14 protein-coding genes are annotated in these 14,437 nt (G+C 32.4%); 7 read left to right on the forward strand and 7 right to left on the reverse strand.

Annotation, left to right across the window (positions count from 1 at the left end; genetic code table 11):
- Positions 1-24: 24 nt before the first annotated feature.
- Complete coding sequence (locus tag METVU_RS04210) at positions 25-903, reverse strand: damage-control phosphatase ARMT1 family protein (protein ID WP_015732938.1); 879 nt, start codon at positions 901-903, stop codon at positions 25-27.
- Positions 900-2,171 carry a GTPase HflX gene (gene hflX, locus METVU_RS04215; RefSeq protein WP_449405459.1) on the reverse strand — a complete coding sequence of 424 codons (1,272 nt, stop codon included), beginning with the start codon at positions 2,169-2,171 and terminating at the stop codon, positions 900-902. Before hflX ends, METVU_RS04210 begins: the two co-directional genes overlap by 4 nt.
- Positions 2,172-2,869: 698 nt before the next feature.
- On the opposite strand from hflX, the gene METVU_RS04220 reads away from it, so the two are divergent.
- The 5 genes from METVU_RS04220 (at position 2,870) to METVU_RS04240 (ending at position 7,294) form a co-directional block, all read left to right on the forward strand.
- Entirely contained in the window at positions 2,870-3,577 is a 708-nt protein-coding gene (locus METVU_RS04220) for a Rossmann-like domain-containing protein (protein ID WP_015732940.1), read from the forward strand.
- Positions 3,578-3,579: 2 nt separating this feature from the next.
- The gene (locus METVU_RS04225; RefSeq protein ID WP_015732941.1) at positions 3,580-4,623 is read left to right on the forward strand and encodes an ATP-binding cassette domain-containing protein; all 1,044 of its coding nucleotides are present in this window, start codon (positions 3,580-3,582) and stop codon (positions 4,621-4,623) included.
- Positions 4,624-4,701: 78 nt separating this feature from the next.
- A complete protein-coding gene (gene hacB / locus METVU_RS04230; protein WP_015732942.1) occupies positions 4,702-5,190 on the forward strand; it encodes a homoaconitase small subunit in 489 nt (162 codons plus the stop codon).
- Between the two features lie 164 nt (positions 5,191-5,354).
- Complete coding sequence (locus METVU_RS04235; protein WP_015732943.1) at positions 5,355-5,990, forward strand: hypothetical protein; 636 nt, start codon at positions 5,355-5,357, stop codon at positions 5,988-5,990.
- On the forward strand, positions 5,987-7,294 hold the full coding sequence (locus tag METVU_RS04240) for a nitrogenase component 1 (RefSeq protein ID WP_015732944.1): 1,308 nt from the start codon (positions 5,987-5,989) through the stop codon (positions 7,292-7,294). Before METVU_RS04235 ends, METVU_RS04240 begins: the two co-directional genes overlap by 4 nt.
- 72 nt (positions 7,295-7,366) lie before the next feature.
- On the opposite strand, the gene hemL is transcribed toward METVU_RS04240, so the two are convergent.
- From hemL to METVU_RS04260, 5 genes are all read right to left on the reverse strand, one after another.
- On the reverse strand, positions 7,367-8,635 hold the full coding sequence (gene hemL / locus METVU_RS04245) for a glutamate-1-semialdehyde 2,1-aminomutase (protein ID WP_015732945.1): 1,269 nt from the start codon (positions 8,633-8,635) through the stop codon (positions 7,367-7,369).
- 3 nt (positions 8,636-8,638) lie between these two features.
- A complete protein-coding gene (gene cobZ, locus METVU_RS08975; RefSeq protein ID WP_015732946.1) occupies positions 8,639-9,073 on the reverse strand; it encodes an alpha-ribazole phosphatase CobZ in 435 nt (144 codons plus the stop codon).
- Positions 9,074-9,081: 8 nt separating this feature from the next.
- On the reverse strand, positions 9,082-9,972 hold the full coding sequence (map, locus tag METVU_RS04255) for a type II methionyl aminopeptidase (protein ID WP_015732947.1): 891 nt from the start codon (positions 9,970-9,972) through the stop codon (positions 9,082-9,084).
- A 78-nt stretch (positions 9,973-10,050) separates the two neighbouring features.
- Positions 10,051-10,221 (reverse strand): hypothetical protein, encoded by a 171-nt coding sequence (locus tag METVU_RS09075; RefSeq protein ID WP_015732948.1) that lies wholly within the window; start codon positions 10,219-10,221, stop codon positions 10,051-10,053.
- Positions 10,222-10,233: 12 nt separating this feature from the next.
- A complete protein-coding gene (locus tag METVU_RS04260) occupies positions 10,234-10,632 on the reverse strand; it encodes a DUF61 family protein (protein WP_015732949.1) in 399 nt (132 codons plus the stop codon).
- Positions 10,633-10,863: 231 nt separating this feature from the next.
- Between METVU_RS04260 and METVU_RS04265 the strand changes: the two genes are divergently transcribed.
- A complete protein-coding gene (locus METVU_RS04265) occupies positions 10,864-11,718 on the forward strand; it encodes a CBS domain-containing protein (RefSeq protein WP_015732950.1) in 855 nt (284 codons plus the stop codon).
- Between the two features lie 118 nt (positions 11,719-11,836).
- Complete coding sequence (locus METVU_RS04270) at positions 11,837-14,239, forward strand: plasma-membrane proton-efflux P-type ATPase (protein ID WP_015732951.1); 2,403 nt, start codon at positions 11,837-11,839, stop codon at positions 14,237-14,239.
- Positions 14,240-14,437: the final 198 nt, after the last annotated feature.

A 14,437-nucleotide genomic window follows, 5' to 3' on the forward strand; every position in this document is an offset into this window, starting at 1 on the left:
TAGATTTTTTAGATGGTTTATTGACTATCTTTTTAAGAGCACGTTATCTCCTACTTTAACACCTATATGATCAGCAACTGGTTTGCATTTTGCCTTTAATATGTAGTATATTGGTTTTTTTATTCTGTCTTCATATTCTGTTAAACTTTCATAATTCCCCATTCCCTTAGCCACAATCATATCTGCTGTTTCAAACTCTTTTATAAATTCTGAAGAGCATTCTTCTAAGATAACGCCTATTATATCTGAACCTGTTGTTATAACTCTTCCAATCTCATCAATTTTTGCAATTTTCGCATCTTCTAATGTGGCATCGTTCAATATCGGCTTTCCTTTAACCACTGCAACAATTTCTTTTCCATATTTTTTGATCTCTTCCATTAAGACCCTATCAAATATTATCTCTCCTGCATTATCACAGATATATAAAACTTTTTTTATATCCTTATTTTTTAAATCATCCAATAGTTCTCTGCTGTTATCTAATGCTAACGTTCCGTTTAGGGTTTCTTCGATCATTTTTTCAATATCTACTTCTACACTGTAAGCTCCAAAGTCAATAACATTTCCAGCAATTGATGCCAAAACCTTCTTTCTTAAACGTTCGAGATCATCCCCCTCATCACTCATTTTTCTAACTTTTTCCAAATATTTAAGTGCTATTTTATTGGCTTTTTCTTTTAATGTTTTGTAAGGATCGCTGTTTCCACTAATCTTTTTTAAATGCCTATGAACCACAGTTCCCATCCACGCAGGAACTGCCTCTTCCCCATAAACCTCTGTAATAACAGACATCGTATCTTTTATTAGTTTAAATTGCTCACTTTCATCTTTTGATATTTCTTTTACAACTTCAACAACCTGCCTAACTATACATATAGCACATTCGGGTTTTATTTTCACAATTTCACCTTTCGAAGTGTTTTTAGTATTCTATTTACATCTTTCTCTTTTGCTCTAAATGTTATAATATGTGTTGATCCTTCCATTACATCCTCTATTATTTCTGTGTTTTCATAAAGATAAGATATAACTTTTGGATCGCAGGTTTCAACCGTTCCTGTTGAGAGATTTAAGTTTTCTAAGATCTTTGAAATGAGAAGATCGATATTCTCTCCATATCTTGCAGAAACGAATATTGGATTTACTAAGTATCTTTCAAGTTTGTCTATGATCTCATTTTTCTTTTTCTCTGAGATTTTGTCTACCTTGTTAAGAACGGTAATTATCGGGGATTTGCAGTTAATCTTACTTAAAATTTCATGATTTACCTTTAACTTCCTTTCGATCTCCTCAATGCTATCGGATGAATCAACCACTATTAGTATTAAATCGCTGTTTGCACTTTCTTCAATTGTTGATAGAAACGCTTCTATCATGAACGGAGGAAGATCATCCATAAATCCAACTGTGTCAGTTATTAGTATCTTCCTCTTAATACCTTTTATTGCTCTTGTCGTTGTAGTTAGTGTTGTAAAGACCTGATTTTTAGATTCTTTATCTTCTCCTGTTAATATATTTAATAAACTTGTTTTTCCAGCGTTTGTATATCCAATCAATCCTACAGAATCGAACTTTTCTCTACTCTTTCTTGCAATTTTTCTATGCTCTTTAACTTTTTCCAACTTTCTTTTTATCGTTGCAATCTCTTTTTTTATTTTTTGATAGTATTTTTCAACTTCGTAATCTCCATATCCTCCAAATCCTGGTTGTTCTCCCATTTTAGCTAATCTAACTTTTTCTCTTGCTCTTGGAAGCTCGTATTGAAGTTCTGCTAATCGAACTTGCAGTTTCGCCTCCTTGGTTCGAGCATGTTTATAAAATATCCTCAAAACAAGCTCAACTTTATCTATTACTTCAACTTTAAATTTTTTTGCTAAATTATACTTCTGAGAAGGAGTTAATGTATTTCCTACTATAACTATCTCAATATTCTCTTCTTTAATTATCTCTACTAATTTTTCTACTAACCCACTACCTATTTGATATTTTGGATCCGGCTTTCTAATTTGAACAACTGACTTAATCGGCCTATACAAAACCTCTGCCAGTTCCTTTAACTCATCAATACTTTTGTTGTCATATTTTTTGTCCTTTCTTAAAATTAACAGTGCTCTTTTTTTAATTATCTCTCCTCCGTAATTTCTTTTTAATTTTAAAATTTTAATAATTTACCGATACATATCTTGTTTTTTTTAACTTTGTTTTTAATAATTTTAACCTTTACTTACATTTATAAATCTAAATGTGATATAAAGTATGATGTTTTTGTTTTTCTTTTTATTTATTTTTTATTATTTTTTTATTTTAGAGACGTTTTATACTAAGCACATTAAAAAAGAAACAAAGTTAAAAAGAAAATAACGTTAAAAAATAGAAAACACCACATATAAAAATAATAAAAGATATATTTTGATTTTTTTACGTCGGATTATGAATAGTTAATGACTTATATTATTATGGCCAATATATTATATGGTATACATAATACAAAATGACGGCTCTCCGCCCTAAAGGGCGGAGTTTCGGGAGAGCAGAGGGCTCCGCCAAAGCCACTACCCCTATCCCTTAACGGGACTCGGGGCTACCTCCTCTCAACCGTTAGCCCCCAGCGGTGGGATTTTCGATACCGAAGCGAAGCTTCGGGTAGCAAAATCGAAGATTTTGCCTGAATCCCACCCATAATAACGTGGACTGGGGGCAATAATTATTATATCAAATTGGATATATAAGATTTCCCCACCCACCTCCCCTATCTTCGAGCGTAGCGAGGAGAGTAATGAAAACCGTTAGGTTTTCATCTGAATTCATTACCGCCCTAAGCAGAGTTTCTTAGCGACAACTAATGTAAATAAATTTGGTGAACGTTATGGTTGATGTTAGAGGGTTTTTAAAAGATCTTGTTGAAAAGAATAGGTTATTGGATGAGGTTGTGGAGATAAAGATTTCTGATACTAAGTTGGATACTACTCGAATTAAGGATTATCCTTTGATGAGTGGGAAGGAGATTTTGTTGAGGGCTGATTTTAAAGGATGTTATGGGGATGCCTTCACAGATAAACCCGTTGAATTTAAAGGAACTGTAAGGGAGCTTTTGGATAAAGGAAGTAGGGCAGAGGTTGTGGCAACGTTAAATGCAGTTATGAGGTATCTTGGGTTAGTGGATAGAACAGTCCACTGCTCGGGGGATGAGCCAGAGAAGTGTGCAAAAGAGTTGGTTAAATATTTAAAAGAATTAAATCCGAAGAAGATCGGAGTTGTTGGATTACAACCAGCATTTGTTAAAGAGATTGTAGATACCTTTGGAGCGGAAAATGTATTAGTAAGTGATTTAAATCCTGAAAATATTGGAAAAATAAAGTATGGAGTTAGAATAATCCACGGAAAATACAATGAAGAAGTAATAAAAAACTCAGATATTGTTTTAGCAACTGGCTCAACCATCGCAAACGGAACTTTCGAAGAAATCTGGAACCTCGCTAAAAAACACAACAAAAAAATAATATTCTACGGCACAACAATAGCAGGAATCTCCAAAATATTAAAAGTCGAAAGATTCTGCAAACTCGGGAGATAAACATGCTAAAAATTGTAAATTTAGAAAAGAAACTTGCATATTTTACTCTAAAAATTGACGATCTTGAGGTATACGAAAATGATTACTTCGTAGTTTTAGGATCGAGTGGTAGTGGGAAAACCACACTTCTGGAGATATTAGCAGGATTTAGAAAGGCAGATATGGGAAGTATTTACTTGGATGGAGAGGATATAACAAATAAGCCAATAAGCGATAGAAAAATAGTAATGTGCCATGGTAAATATTTATTCCCTCATTTAAGCGTTAAAGATAACATCGGCATCGGAATAAGGAATAAAAAAATCAGAGAGGAGAAGGTAAAAGAAATAAGCAAAATGTTGGGGATAAGTCATCTTTTAAATAGGAATCCAAAAACACTCAGTAGGGGTGAACAACAGAGGGTTGCACTGGCAAGAGCACTTGTAGTTAATCCAAAGATCATACTATTAGACGAGCCATTAAGTGCATTAGATAAATTAACTCATGAAAATCTAATTATTGAATTGAAAAAAATTCATGAAAGTTCAGATTTAACATTTATTCACGTGACTCATGATTTTATCGAGGCAATTGCACTTGCTAAACACATGGCAATAATTAAGGATGGAAATATAGAACAATTTGGAGATGTAAATGAAATAATAAATACTCCAAAAAATGAATTTGTAGCGAGATTCGTAGGATATAAAAACTTTTTAAAAGGAAAAATAAAAAAAGATGGGAAGAAATACATATTCAAAGGAGACCTTGACATTATTATAGACAAACCACAAAAAGAAGGAAATGCAATTTTAGCCATAAGACCGGAAGATATAATGCTCGTAGGAGATGGAGGTTGCAGATATCACTACAACAAGGAAAATATATTTGACGCAGAAATTATAGATGTTTATCCTTTAAGCTTGTCAACTGTTAGAGCAATTCTTGACGTGAATGGAATTACCTTAATTTGTGAAGTTATAAGATCTAAGGCAAATAGAATGGGGCTTAAAAAAGATATGAATGTTAAAATTTCAATATCTTCTTCTGTCATCATTAGGAAATAACTTTCCCTATTCCGAAATATTTATATGCAAAAAATAGGAATGTTACTAAAAGACATACATAAATTGAAGGGTGAAAGTATGATTAGAGGAAGAGTTCATAAGTTTGGGGATGATGTTGATACTGATGCAATAATCCCAGGACCTTATTTAAAAACAACTGATCCTTATGAATTAGCGAGATATTGTATGTATGGAATTGATAAAGAGTTTTCAAAAAAGGTTAAAGAGGGAGATGTCATTGTTGCGGGGGAAAACTTTGGTTGTGGTTCAAGTAGAGAACAGGCGGTTATAGCAATAAAGTATTGTGGCATTAAAGCAGTTATAGCAAAAAGTTTTGCAAGGATATTTTATAGAAATGCGATAAACATTGGACTATTTCCAATAATCGCAAATACAGACGAATTAGAAGACAATGATATAGTTGAAATCGACTTAGATAATGAGAAGATAACTGCAAATGAAAATCTTATCCTTGATTGTAAGGTGCCAAAAGGTGTGGAAAGAAAAATTTTAGATGCAGAAGGCCTAATAAATTATTTTCACATTAGAAACAACAAGTCAAGGTAAATCATTTTACTACTTTTATTTTACTTAATCATAGCACAACGTTTAACAATAGCTTCATCAATATTTTAAATCTATAAGGAAGTAAGATTCCTAATACCGAAAGATTTATATAGATCTAATAAAAATTTTAATAAGGTGATAACTATAAAAAAGAGGTTGAAAAAATGAAAGTCCTATTCTTAGGAAAAAAACTCGATAATATTGACTCTTACGACGTAGATGAGTGCTTATTTCTTCCATTTAACAAAATAGATGTGGCAAAATATGATCTATCTATTATCTATCTCCCATTATTCTTTAATGACTTAACATCATATTCAGCAAATCAGTCAAGTATCTCCACAATATTAAAAGATATAAAAGTTAAAGAGGTCTTAGAAAGCAAAGATGAACCAAAAGTTGTCGTTATTGATCCTTACTTTAAAAATATATCAAAAGGGAGGATTTTAGAACATTATTTAATGAAACATCTAACCAGAGATGGTTTTGTGGTTAGATGCAAAGATGGAGATGATATCAAAGTCAAAGATGATAAATTTTCAAGATATGCTGATTTAATTAGAAAATACTCACACATATATGAGATTAAAGACGAAGAAGGGAAGTTAGGGATAGTTGATACTCTAACACTAATTTGTGATTATGAACAATGGAATTATGAGCCAATTATTGAGAACAGTAAGGGAGAGGTTTTGGGAGTTAGAGTTTTCAAAAATGGTTCTTTATATATTTTGCATCCTCCGAGTGAAGATGTTAACGACTACAAAAAATTAATTGAAGTGTTAAAGGAGATAGTATGAATGAAAATGCTGTAAAAGTCCTTCCATATAAAATTACATTAAAAAGGGATGGGCTTCCGCTATCAGATAAGAAATCATCTCCAGGGGTTGTTAATCAAAGAAGTTGTCCATATTATGGAGCAAGATGGATTTTAGCCCCTATAAAAAATACACTTCATATTATACACTCTCCAATTGGTTGTGCTTTTTATGGGCAGAACGTTAGGAAAAAAAGATATACTATAATCTCAACAGATATACAGGAAGCAGATGTTGTTTATGGAGGAGAAAAAAAGCTATACAATACAATAATTGAATCCCATAAAGAATTAGGAGGAGAGGCAATATTTGTTTATATAACTTGCGTTCCTGCATTGATTGGAGATAATATAGAAAGGATTAGTAGAGATGCTGAAGATATATTGAGAATTCCAGTTATTCCAGTATTCTGTCCTGGATTTTGCGGTTATCATCAATCAAAGGGTCATGAAATTGCAATGAAAGCTTTATTTAGATTAATTAAAGAAGGAGAGTTTAAGAAAGAATTTAAAGACAAATTAGTGGTCAACATAATTGGGGAATATAACGTATGTAATGAAACAAAGGTTATTAAAGATTTGTTGAATAAATTAGGTATTGAGGTTATAGCAACATTTACAGGAGATTGTTCAGTAGAGGATGTAAAAAATTCAAAGAATGCTAAGCTAAATCTTGTCCATTGCAGAAGAACTGGAAAATATATAGCAAACTATATGGAAGATAGATATGATATTCCACAATTAAAGGTTTCTTTTATTGGATTAAGAAATACAAAAAAATCATTAATGGATATTGCAAAATTCTTTGGAATTGAAGATAGAGCAAGAGATGTTATAAAGGAAGAGTTTGAGAAAATTAAAGATGAATTAGAATTTTATATAAAAAAGTTGAAAGGGAAAAAAGTAGGAATGTTCATGGGAGCTTCTAAAATAGGAATACTAACCTCTGCATTTAAAGATTTGGGCATGGAGGTTGTTTCAGTTGGCTCACAGTTTGGTAGTTTTGAGGATTACTTAGATGCTTATATAAATGTAGATGACAACACCATCTTAGTTGATGATGCCTCAAAGATTGATTTAGAGCTAATATTTAAGCACAAAAAACCAGATATATTTGTTGGCGGAACTAAGGAGAAATATATGGCGTTAAAATTTGGAATTCCATTTCTATCATTCCCTCAGGACTTTTATCCATTCACTGGATTTATAGGATTTTTAAACTTTGCAAGAGAGGTTTATAAAGCCATATATCATCCAATTTGGAGGATGATTGAGTTTAAATACTAAGACATTTGATATTATGTGTCCTTTTTCTTCTTATCTCCTAATCTAAATAAACTACAAAAGTAATCTAAAAAACTACTTTAAAATCTTAAACACCTCCTCCATAACTTCTATTGTTTTATCAACAACCTTATCATCGTGTTTTATTGAGGTAAAGCAACATTCAAACTGTGAAGGAGGAACAAAAACCCCTCTCTCCAACAATCCCCAAAAGTATTTCATAAATCTCTCAACCTCACTCTGCTTGGCAATCTCATAATTCACAACTTCCTTATCATTGAAATAGATTTGGAACATTGAAGCAATGTTATAAACCTTAGCTTTAATATTATGTTTATCAGCCAACTCTCTCAATGTATCTGCCAATATCTTAGCAGTTCTTGCTGTTTCTTTATAAAACCTATCATCCAACTGTTCAAGAGTGGCGATTCCGGCAGTTATTGATATTGGATTTCCGTTAAATGTTCCTGCTTGATATATAGCCCCTAATGGAGAAAACTGCTCCATAAGTTCTCTTCTCCCTACAATCGCACCAATTGGAAAGCCCCCTCCCAAAATCTTTCCTAAGGTAGCAATATCTGGAACTACTCCAAAATACTCTTGAGCTCCTCCTTTAGACAATCTAAATCCAGTTATAACCTCATCAAATATTAATAAAATGTCATTTTCCTCAGTTATTTCCCTCAAAAACTCTAAATAGCCATCTTTTGGTAATATACAACCAACATTACCCATAACTGGTTCAACTATGATACAGGCAATTTCATCTTTATTTTCATTTATTACTTTTTTAACAGCATCTTCATCATTAAAAGGCACTAATATTGTGTTTTTTGTTGTCTCCTCTGGAATGCCTGGAGAGTTTGGATGTCCGTGGGTTAAAGCTCCGCTACCGCTTTTAACTAAAACATAGTCATGAGCTCCATGATAAGCTCCATCAAACTTAATAATCTTCTTTCTTCCAGTAATTCCTCTTGCTAATCTTATAGCTGACATCGTCGCTTCAGTTCCAGAATTAACAAATCTAACCATCTCAGCACATGGAACTCTTTTAACAACCTCTTTAGCTAAGATAATCTCTTTCTCTGTTGGACATCCGTAAGCACTGCCAAGTTCAAGTTGCTCTTTAACTGCCTCAACTATCTTTTCGTTTGCATGACCTAAAACCATTGGTCCATAAGCTAAGCAGTAATCAATATAGCAGTTTCCATCAACGTCAAATAAATAGCAGTCCTTGGCTTTTTCAACAAAAAACGGATAGGGTTTAAAGTATCTTACTGGGCTGTTAACTCCTCCAACCAAATATTTTTTTGCCTCTTCAAACAACTCCTTTGATCTGCTCATTTTTCACACCTCGAAAACTTTACTCATACATCCTGCTAAGAGTCCTGCAATAGCATCATCTAAAAACATATAACCCTCTTTATCTAATTTTCCAATAATTCCCGGTTTTTTTCCATCGTAGAATCTGAAATTGAATATTGCTTTTGTTCCTGCTATTTCATTGGCTATTGCTAAGCCGATAACTTCATCTGCATAGACGTAGTTGGGATCGTCTGAATAGTTAAAGGGAAGTTTTCCATTTTTTCCTTCTCTATCTAAAAGTATTGCAGCAATTATTAAGGTTGAGACGTTTGGATTTGAAAGTTGTTTTAGAATTATTTTTTCAAGATTTTTTTTAACTTCTTTTTCCTCTTCTTCACTTCCAATATATAACGCCATCCCTGCTTCAACTAAATTTTTTAAAGTTATTCCAAACTCTTCTAACTTTTTTAGAGTCATTTTCTCACTTATTTGGTTGTTATTTCAATTCCATTATCAGTTATTAAAATTGTATGCTCTGCTTGACTAACCATTCCTCCGTTTCTTTCTTTTAATATAGGATAACCGTAGATACATGAAGCTCTAAGTAAAGAGTTTAATGCCAATCTTTCGTTTTCACTTTTCAAAACCCATCGTTCTGCAAAAGGTAAGTAGGAGTGGTTTTTTGAAATATGATCTAAAAGTTTTCTTGCTTGCGGTAATCTAACTGGTCTTTTTGCTAAAAACTTGTAAATATTTCCTAAGTTCCCATCCTTCACCATTCCAAAACCATTGGTAGCGAATGGCTCTATTGCTACTAAATCCCCAACGTTTATTTCTTTATTTGTTTTTTCATAAACGTTTGGAATGCTAACTCCGGTGTGTAGTTCGTATCTATGCATCACGTGCCCTGAGAGGTTAGAAACAGGTTTGTAGCCATAACTTTCTATAACTTCCTGAATAATTCTTCCCATTTCTCCGATATTCATGGGAGGGGTAATCTCTTTTATTACTGTATAGAGAGCATCTTCAGAAGCTTTTATTAGATCGCTGTATGATTTTGAAAGATCTACGGTTAACGCTGTGTCTGCAATATATCCATCAATATGAGCCCCTAAATCCAATTTAACAATATCTTCATCTCCAAATTCTAAATCATCATTTAATTTTGGTGTGTAGTGAGCAGCAATATCGTTTATTGACAGATTACATGGAAAGGCAGGTTTTGCTCCTAACTCCATAATTCTCTGCTCTACAAATTCTGCTACTTCGATTAACTTTACTCCTGGTTTTATCATTTTTTTTGCCTCTTCTCTTACTTTTGAGGCAATTTTTCCCGCTTCTATAATTTTATCATATGCCTCTTTTTCTATATCCATTTTTTCATCCTCTTAATTCCACTAATTAATCTTATAGTTAACTTCAAGATATTATACTTAACATGATGATTATAAAAGTTATAAAAAATGTCTTACCATTATTATAATAAAGATAACTGCTCCTAAAAATATCATAAACCAAACCCATATATTCAAAAAAAATAAAAATTTAAAAAGTTTTTCTCTTTTTTCTGGGTCGTTCATTAGTTTTTTTATTGGATCTCTTCCATAATACTTCTTACTCTTCATGTTTATCACTTTTTAATCGCGTAGAGATAGTTTAAAGATCAGTTGAGTTGTAGTTGGCAGTTCTTTTCTTACTATTCTTAACTCTGGCTTGTAGATGTAGAGAATATCCCTCTCAGAAAACGGATCTATTTCTTTTTCTAAAATTTTAGATATTACTTTAACCTCTTCAACTCCACTAACTTTTATCGCTCCTCCTATTGATGTGTCTACTTCTAACACTATGGGAATTTTTAGATTTTCGTTAGCAATCTCTTTTAAAAACTCCAACTCTCTTCGCTTTATTCGATGTCTCTTCCCATTTATAATTACATGTGGCTTTTCTTCATCTATAAGTTCTTTTAATGTTTTTCTCTTAAATCTTGGATTCATATCTTTAATTATTCCCTTTATAATTGTTTCCACATCCTTCATATCAACCACAATCACGATAATTATTTTATATGTTGATGGTTATATTATTTATTGTATGTTGTTAAAATTTTCCAAATAAATCGAAATGAAATAAAAAAATAATATAAAGGAAATAATAAAATGATATAAAGATATAAAAATAAATGAAATTTATAAAATTTAGAAATAAACCGATAAGGGATAATTTATCGATCGCTTGGAATAACCTCAAAAATTCCGTGAGGGATGCTCGTGAAAGTGATAAAAATAGCAGAAAATAAAAAAATAATAACGGTATATCCAACCACAACAATAAGAAACGCTCTTAAAACTATGAATGAGAATAGATACCGAAGATTGCCTGTTGTTAATGCAGGAAATAATAAAGTGGTTGGAATAATTACAAGTATGGATATAGTGGATTTTATGGGTGGGGGATCAAAATATAACTTAATAAGAGAGAAGCATGGAAGAAACTTGTTATCGGCAATAAACGAGCCAGTTAGAGAGATAATGGAAGAAAATGTAATAACTTTAAAAGAAAATTCGGAGATAGATGATGCAATTGAGACATTTCTAAATAAGAACGTTGGGGGAGTTCCAATAGTTAATGATGAAAATCAGTTAATCTCTTTAATAACTGAGAGAGATATTATAAGATCACTAATAGACAAAATAGACGAAAATGCAGTCATTGACGATTACATTACGAGAGATGTTATCGTGGCAACACCGGGAGAGAGATTAAAGGATGTTGCGAGAACGATGGTGAGAAATGGATTTAGAAGATTGCCAGTAGTTAGTGAGGAGAGATTGGTAGGAATTATAACATCAACTGACTTTATAAAACTCTTAGGTAGTGATTGGGCATTTAATCATTTAAAAACTGGAAATGTTAGGGAAATAACAAATGTTAGGATGGAAGAGATAATGAAGAAGGATGTTATAACAGCAAAGGAGGGGAATAAATTAAAAGACATTGCTAAAACGATGATCGATAATGATATTGGAGCATTGCCTGTTATAGATGAAAATAACAGGGTAGTTGGTATCATTACTGAAAAAGATATTTTAAAATATTTTGAGGATTATTTTAGCAAGCGGTAAATTATTTTTTATAAATTTTTTGAAGGAAAATAATTTTTTAATGTTATTAGAATCTGCGATCTATGATTCAATCTGTTATATTGGGTTGTGTTGTTAAAAGAAAAAACAGAGGGGGACTATGGATATTGAAGAAATCGAAGAAGAACTTAAAACTTCATTAAAAACTGGATTATCCTCTGAGGAAGCAAAAAGAAGATTAGAGAAGTATGGATATAACGAAATTCCAGAAAAAAAAGTTCATCCGTTAATAAAGTTTTTATCTTATTTTTGGAATCCTATTGCTTGGATGATAGAAATAGCAGCTATTTTATCAGCAATCATCAAACACTGGATTGACTTTACCATAATTATGATTTTACTAATTGTTAATGGAATAATCGGATTTTGGGAAGAACACAAAGCTGAAAATGTAATTGAATATTTAAAACAAAAGATGGCATTAAACGCACGGGTTTTAAGAGATGGAAAATGGCAAGTTATCCCAGCAAAAGAACTTGTTCCTGGTGATGTAGTTAGAATAAGGATAGGAGATATAGTTCCTGCAGATATAATATTGGTTGAAGGAGATTATTTAGTGGTGGATGAATCTGCCTTAACAGGAGAATCCCTTCCAGTGGAAAAAAAAGTTGGAGACATTGCATATTCAGGATCTATCGTTAAAAAGGGAGAGATGACAGGAGTAGTGAAAGCCACAGGTTTAAATACCTACTTTGGAAAAACCGTTAAATTAGTTGAAAAAGCAAAGAGAGTTAGTTCCTATCAAAAGATGATCGTTAAAATAGGAAACTATTTGATGATATTAGCAATTATATTAATAGGAATTATGGTGGCAGTTGAGCTCTACAGAGGAAAGGATCTTATTGAAACAGCCCAATTTGCACTTGTTTTAGCTGTTTCTGCAATCCCTGCTGCAATGCCAGCTGTTTTATCAATAACTATGGCAATAGGTGCCTTAAATTTAGCAAAAAAAGATGCAATAGTTAAAAAATTAGTTGCTATCGAAGAACTTGCTGGCGTGGATATTCTCTGTTCAGATAAAACAGGAACACTAACCAAAAATCAACTTGTCTGTGGAGATATAATTCCAATGAACGGATTCACAAAAGAGGATGTTATTCTCTATGCTTCTCTTGCTTCAAGAGAAGAAGACGCCGACGCAATAGATATGGCAATCTTAAATGAAGCAAAAAAATTGGGGCTTATTGAAAGGTTAAAAAAATATAAAGTTAAAAAATTTATTCCATTCGATCCAGTGATTAAGAGAACAGAAGCTACAATAACAAACGATGAAGAATTTAAAGTTTCAAAAGGAGCTCCGCAAGTTATCCTCGATCTGTGTGAAGCAGATGAGAAATTAAGAAAAGAGGTTGAGGATATTGTTGATAAACTCGCTGAAAGTGGATATAGAGCGTTAGGAGTTGCGGTCTATAAAAATGGGAAATGGCACTTTGTTGGGATAATTCCTCTATACGATCCTCCAAGAGAGGATGCTCCGCTTGCAGTTAAAAAGATAAAAGAACTTGGTGTTATAATAAAGATGGTTACAGGAGACCATATTGCAATAGCCAAAAACATTGCAAGAATGTTGGGAATTGGAGATAAAATAATTTCAATAAGAGAATTACTCGAAAAACTAAAAAGAGGAGAAATTAAAGAAGAGAAATTCGATGATATTATTGAAGAGGCAGATGGATTTGCAGAAGTTTTCCCTGAACATAAGTATAAGATCGTTGATGCCTTGCAAAACAAAGGACACCTTGTTGCTATGACAGGAGATGGAGTTAATGATGCTCCTGCTCTCAAAAAAGCTGACTGTGGTATTGCTGTTTCAAACGCAACGGATGCTGCAAGAGCTGCTGCTGATATAATCCTACTCTCTCCAGGAATATCTGTTATAGTAGATGCAATTCAGGAAGCGAGAAGGATCTTTCAAAGAATGGAAAGTTATATAATATATAGGATTGCAGAAACCATAAGAATCTTGTTTTTCATTGAACTTTGTATATTATTACTCGGAATCTATCCAATAACTGCATTGATGATCGTGCTTTTAGCGATATTGAATGATATACCAATATTAGCAATTGCCTACGATAACGTTGTTGAAACAAAACATCCTGCAAAATGGAAGATGAAAGAAGTATTACTGATCTCCACAATAATCGGCTTTGTCGGAGTTGCTGGTTCGTTTATTGTATTCTATATTGCAGACAAAGTCCTACATCTCTCATTATCACAACTACAAACCTTCGTATTCTTAAAGTTAATACTGGCAGGACACGTTACAATATTTATAACAAGAATTAAAGATTGGATGTGGAAGCCCCCATATCCTCACAAACTATTGTTCTGGGGAATTATGGGAACCAATATAATCGGAACGATCGTGGCAGCAGAAGGGATTTTAATGTCTCCAATTGGTTGGGGCTTAGCACTATTCCTCTGGGTCTTTGCAATACTTGAAGGACTCTGTGCAGATGTAGTGAAGATGATACTCCTAAAAAAGATTAAAATTGATTAAATAATCTTTTTTATTTATTTTATTTTTTATTACATATTTCGCTTTTTAATCGCTTTGCTTTTATTTGTCTTAGTTATCAATTTTTAATTTTTATCAATATAATCCAATGATAGAAACAAAACTACAAAACTATATATACATCATATACCCCTTTATATAAAAATTGAGACGTTTATATTTGATTTTGATTAACATGGA

It is taken from the genome of Methanocaldococcus vulcanius M7 (assembly GCF_000024625.1).
GTDB classification, from domain to species: Archaea; AGJL01; Methanococci; order Methanococcales; family Methanocaldococcaceae; genus Methanocaldococcus; species Methanocaldococcus vulcanius.

Excerpts from the sequence above, each read along its gene's own strand:
- hacB (WP_015732942.1), top strand. The coding sequence starts at position 4,702 with ATGATTAGAGGAAGAGTTCATAAGTTTGGGGATGATGTTGATACTGAT.
- METVU_RS04270 (WP_015732951.1), top strand. The coding sequence starts at position 11,837 with ATGGATATTGAAGAAATCGAAGAAGAACTTAAAACTTCATTAAAAACT.
- hemL (WP_015732945.1), bottom strand. The coding sequence starts at position 8,635 with ATGAGCAGATCAAAGGAGTTGTTTGAAGAGGCAAAAAAATATTTGGTT.
- METVU_RS04220 (WP_015732940.1), top strand. The coding sequence starts at position 2,870 with ATGGTTGATGTTAGAGGGTTTTTAAAAGATCTTGTTGAAAAGAATAGG.
- METVU_RS09075 (WP_015732948.1), bottom strand. The coding sequence starts at position 10,221 with ATGAAGAGTAAGAAGTATTATGGAAGAGATCCAATAAAAAAACTAATG.
- METVU_RS04260 (WP_015732949.1), bottom strand. The coding sequence starts at position 10,632 with ATGAAGGATGTGGAAACAATTATAAAGGGAATAATTAAAGATATGAAT.
- METVU_RS04235 (WP_015732943.1), top strand. The coding sequence starts at position 5,355 with ATGAAAGTCCTATTCTTAGGAAAAAAACTCGATAATATTGACTCTTAC.
- METVU_RS04240 (WP_015732944.1), top strand. The coding sequence starts at position 5,987 with ATGAATGAAAATGCTGTAAAAGTCCTTCCATATAAAATTACATTAAAA.
- METVU_RS04225 (WP_015732941.1), top strand. The coding sequence starts at position 3,580 with ATGCTAAAAATTGTAAATTTAGAAAAGAAACTTGCATATTTTACTCTA.
- cobZ (WP_015732946.1), bottom strand. The coding sequence starts at position 9,073 with ATGACTCTAAAAAAGTTAGAAGAGTTTGGAATAACTTTAAAAAATTTA.
- map (WP_015732947.1), bottom strand. The coding sequence starts at position 9,972 with ATGGATATAGAAAAAGAGGCATATGATAAAATTATAGAAGCGGGAAAA.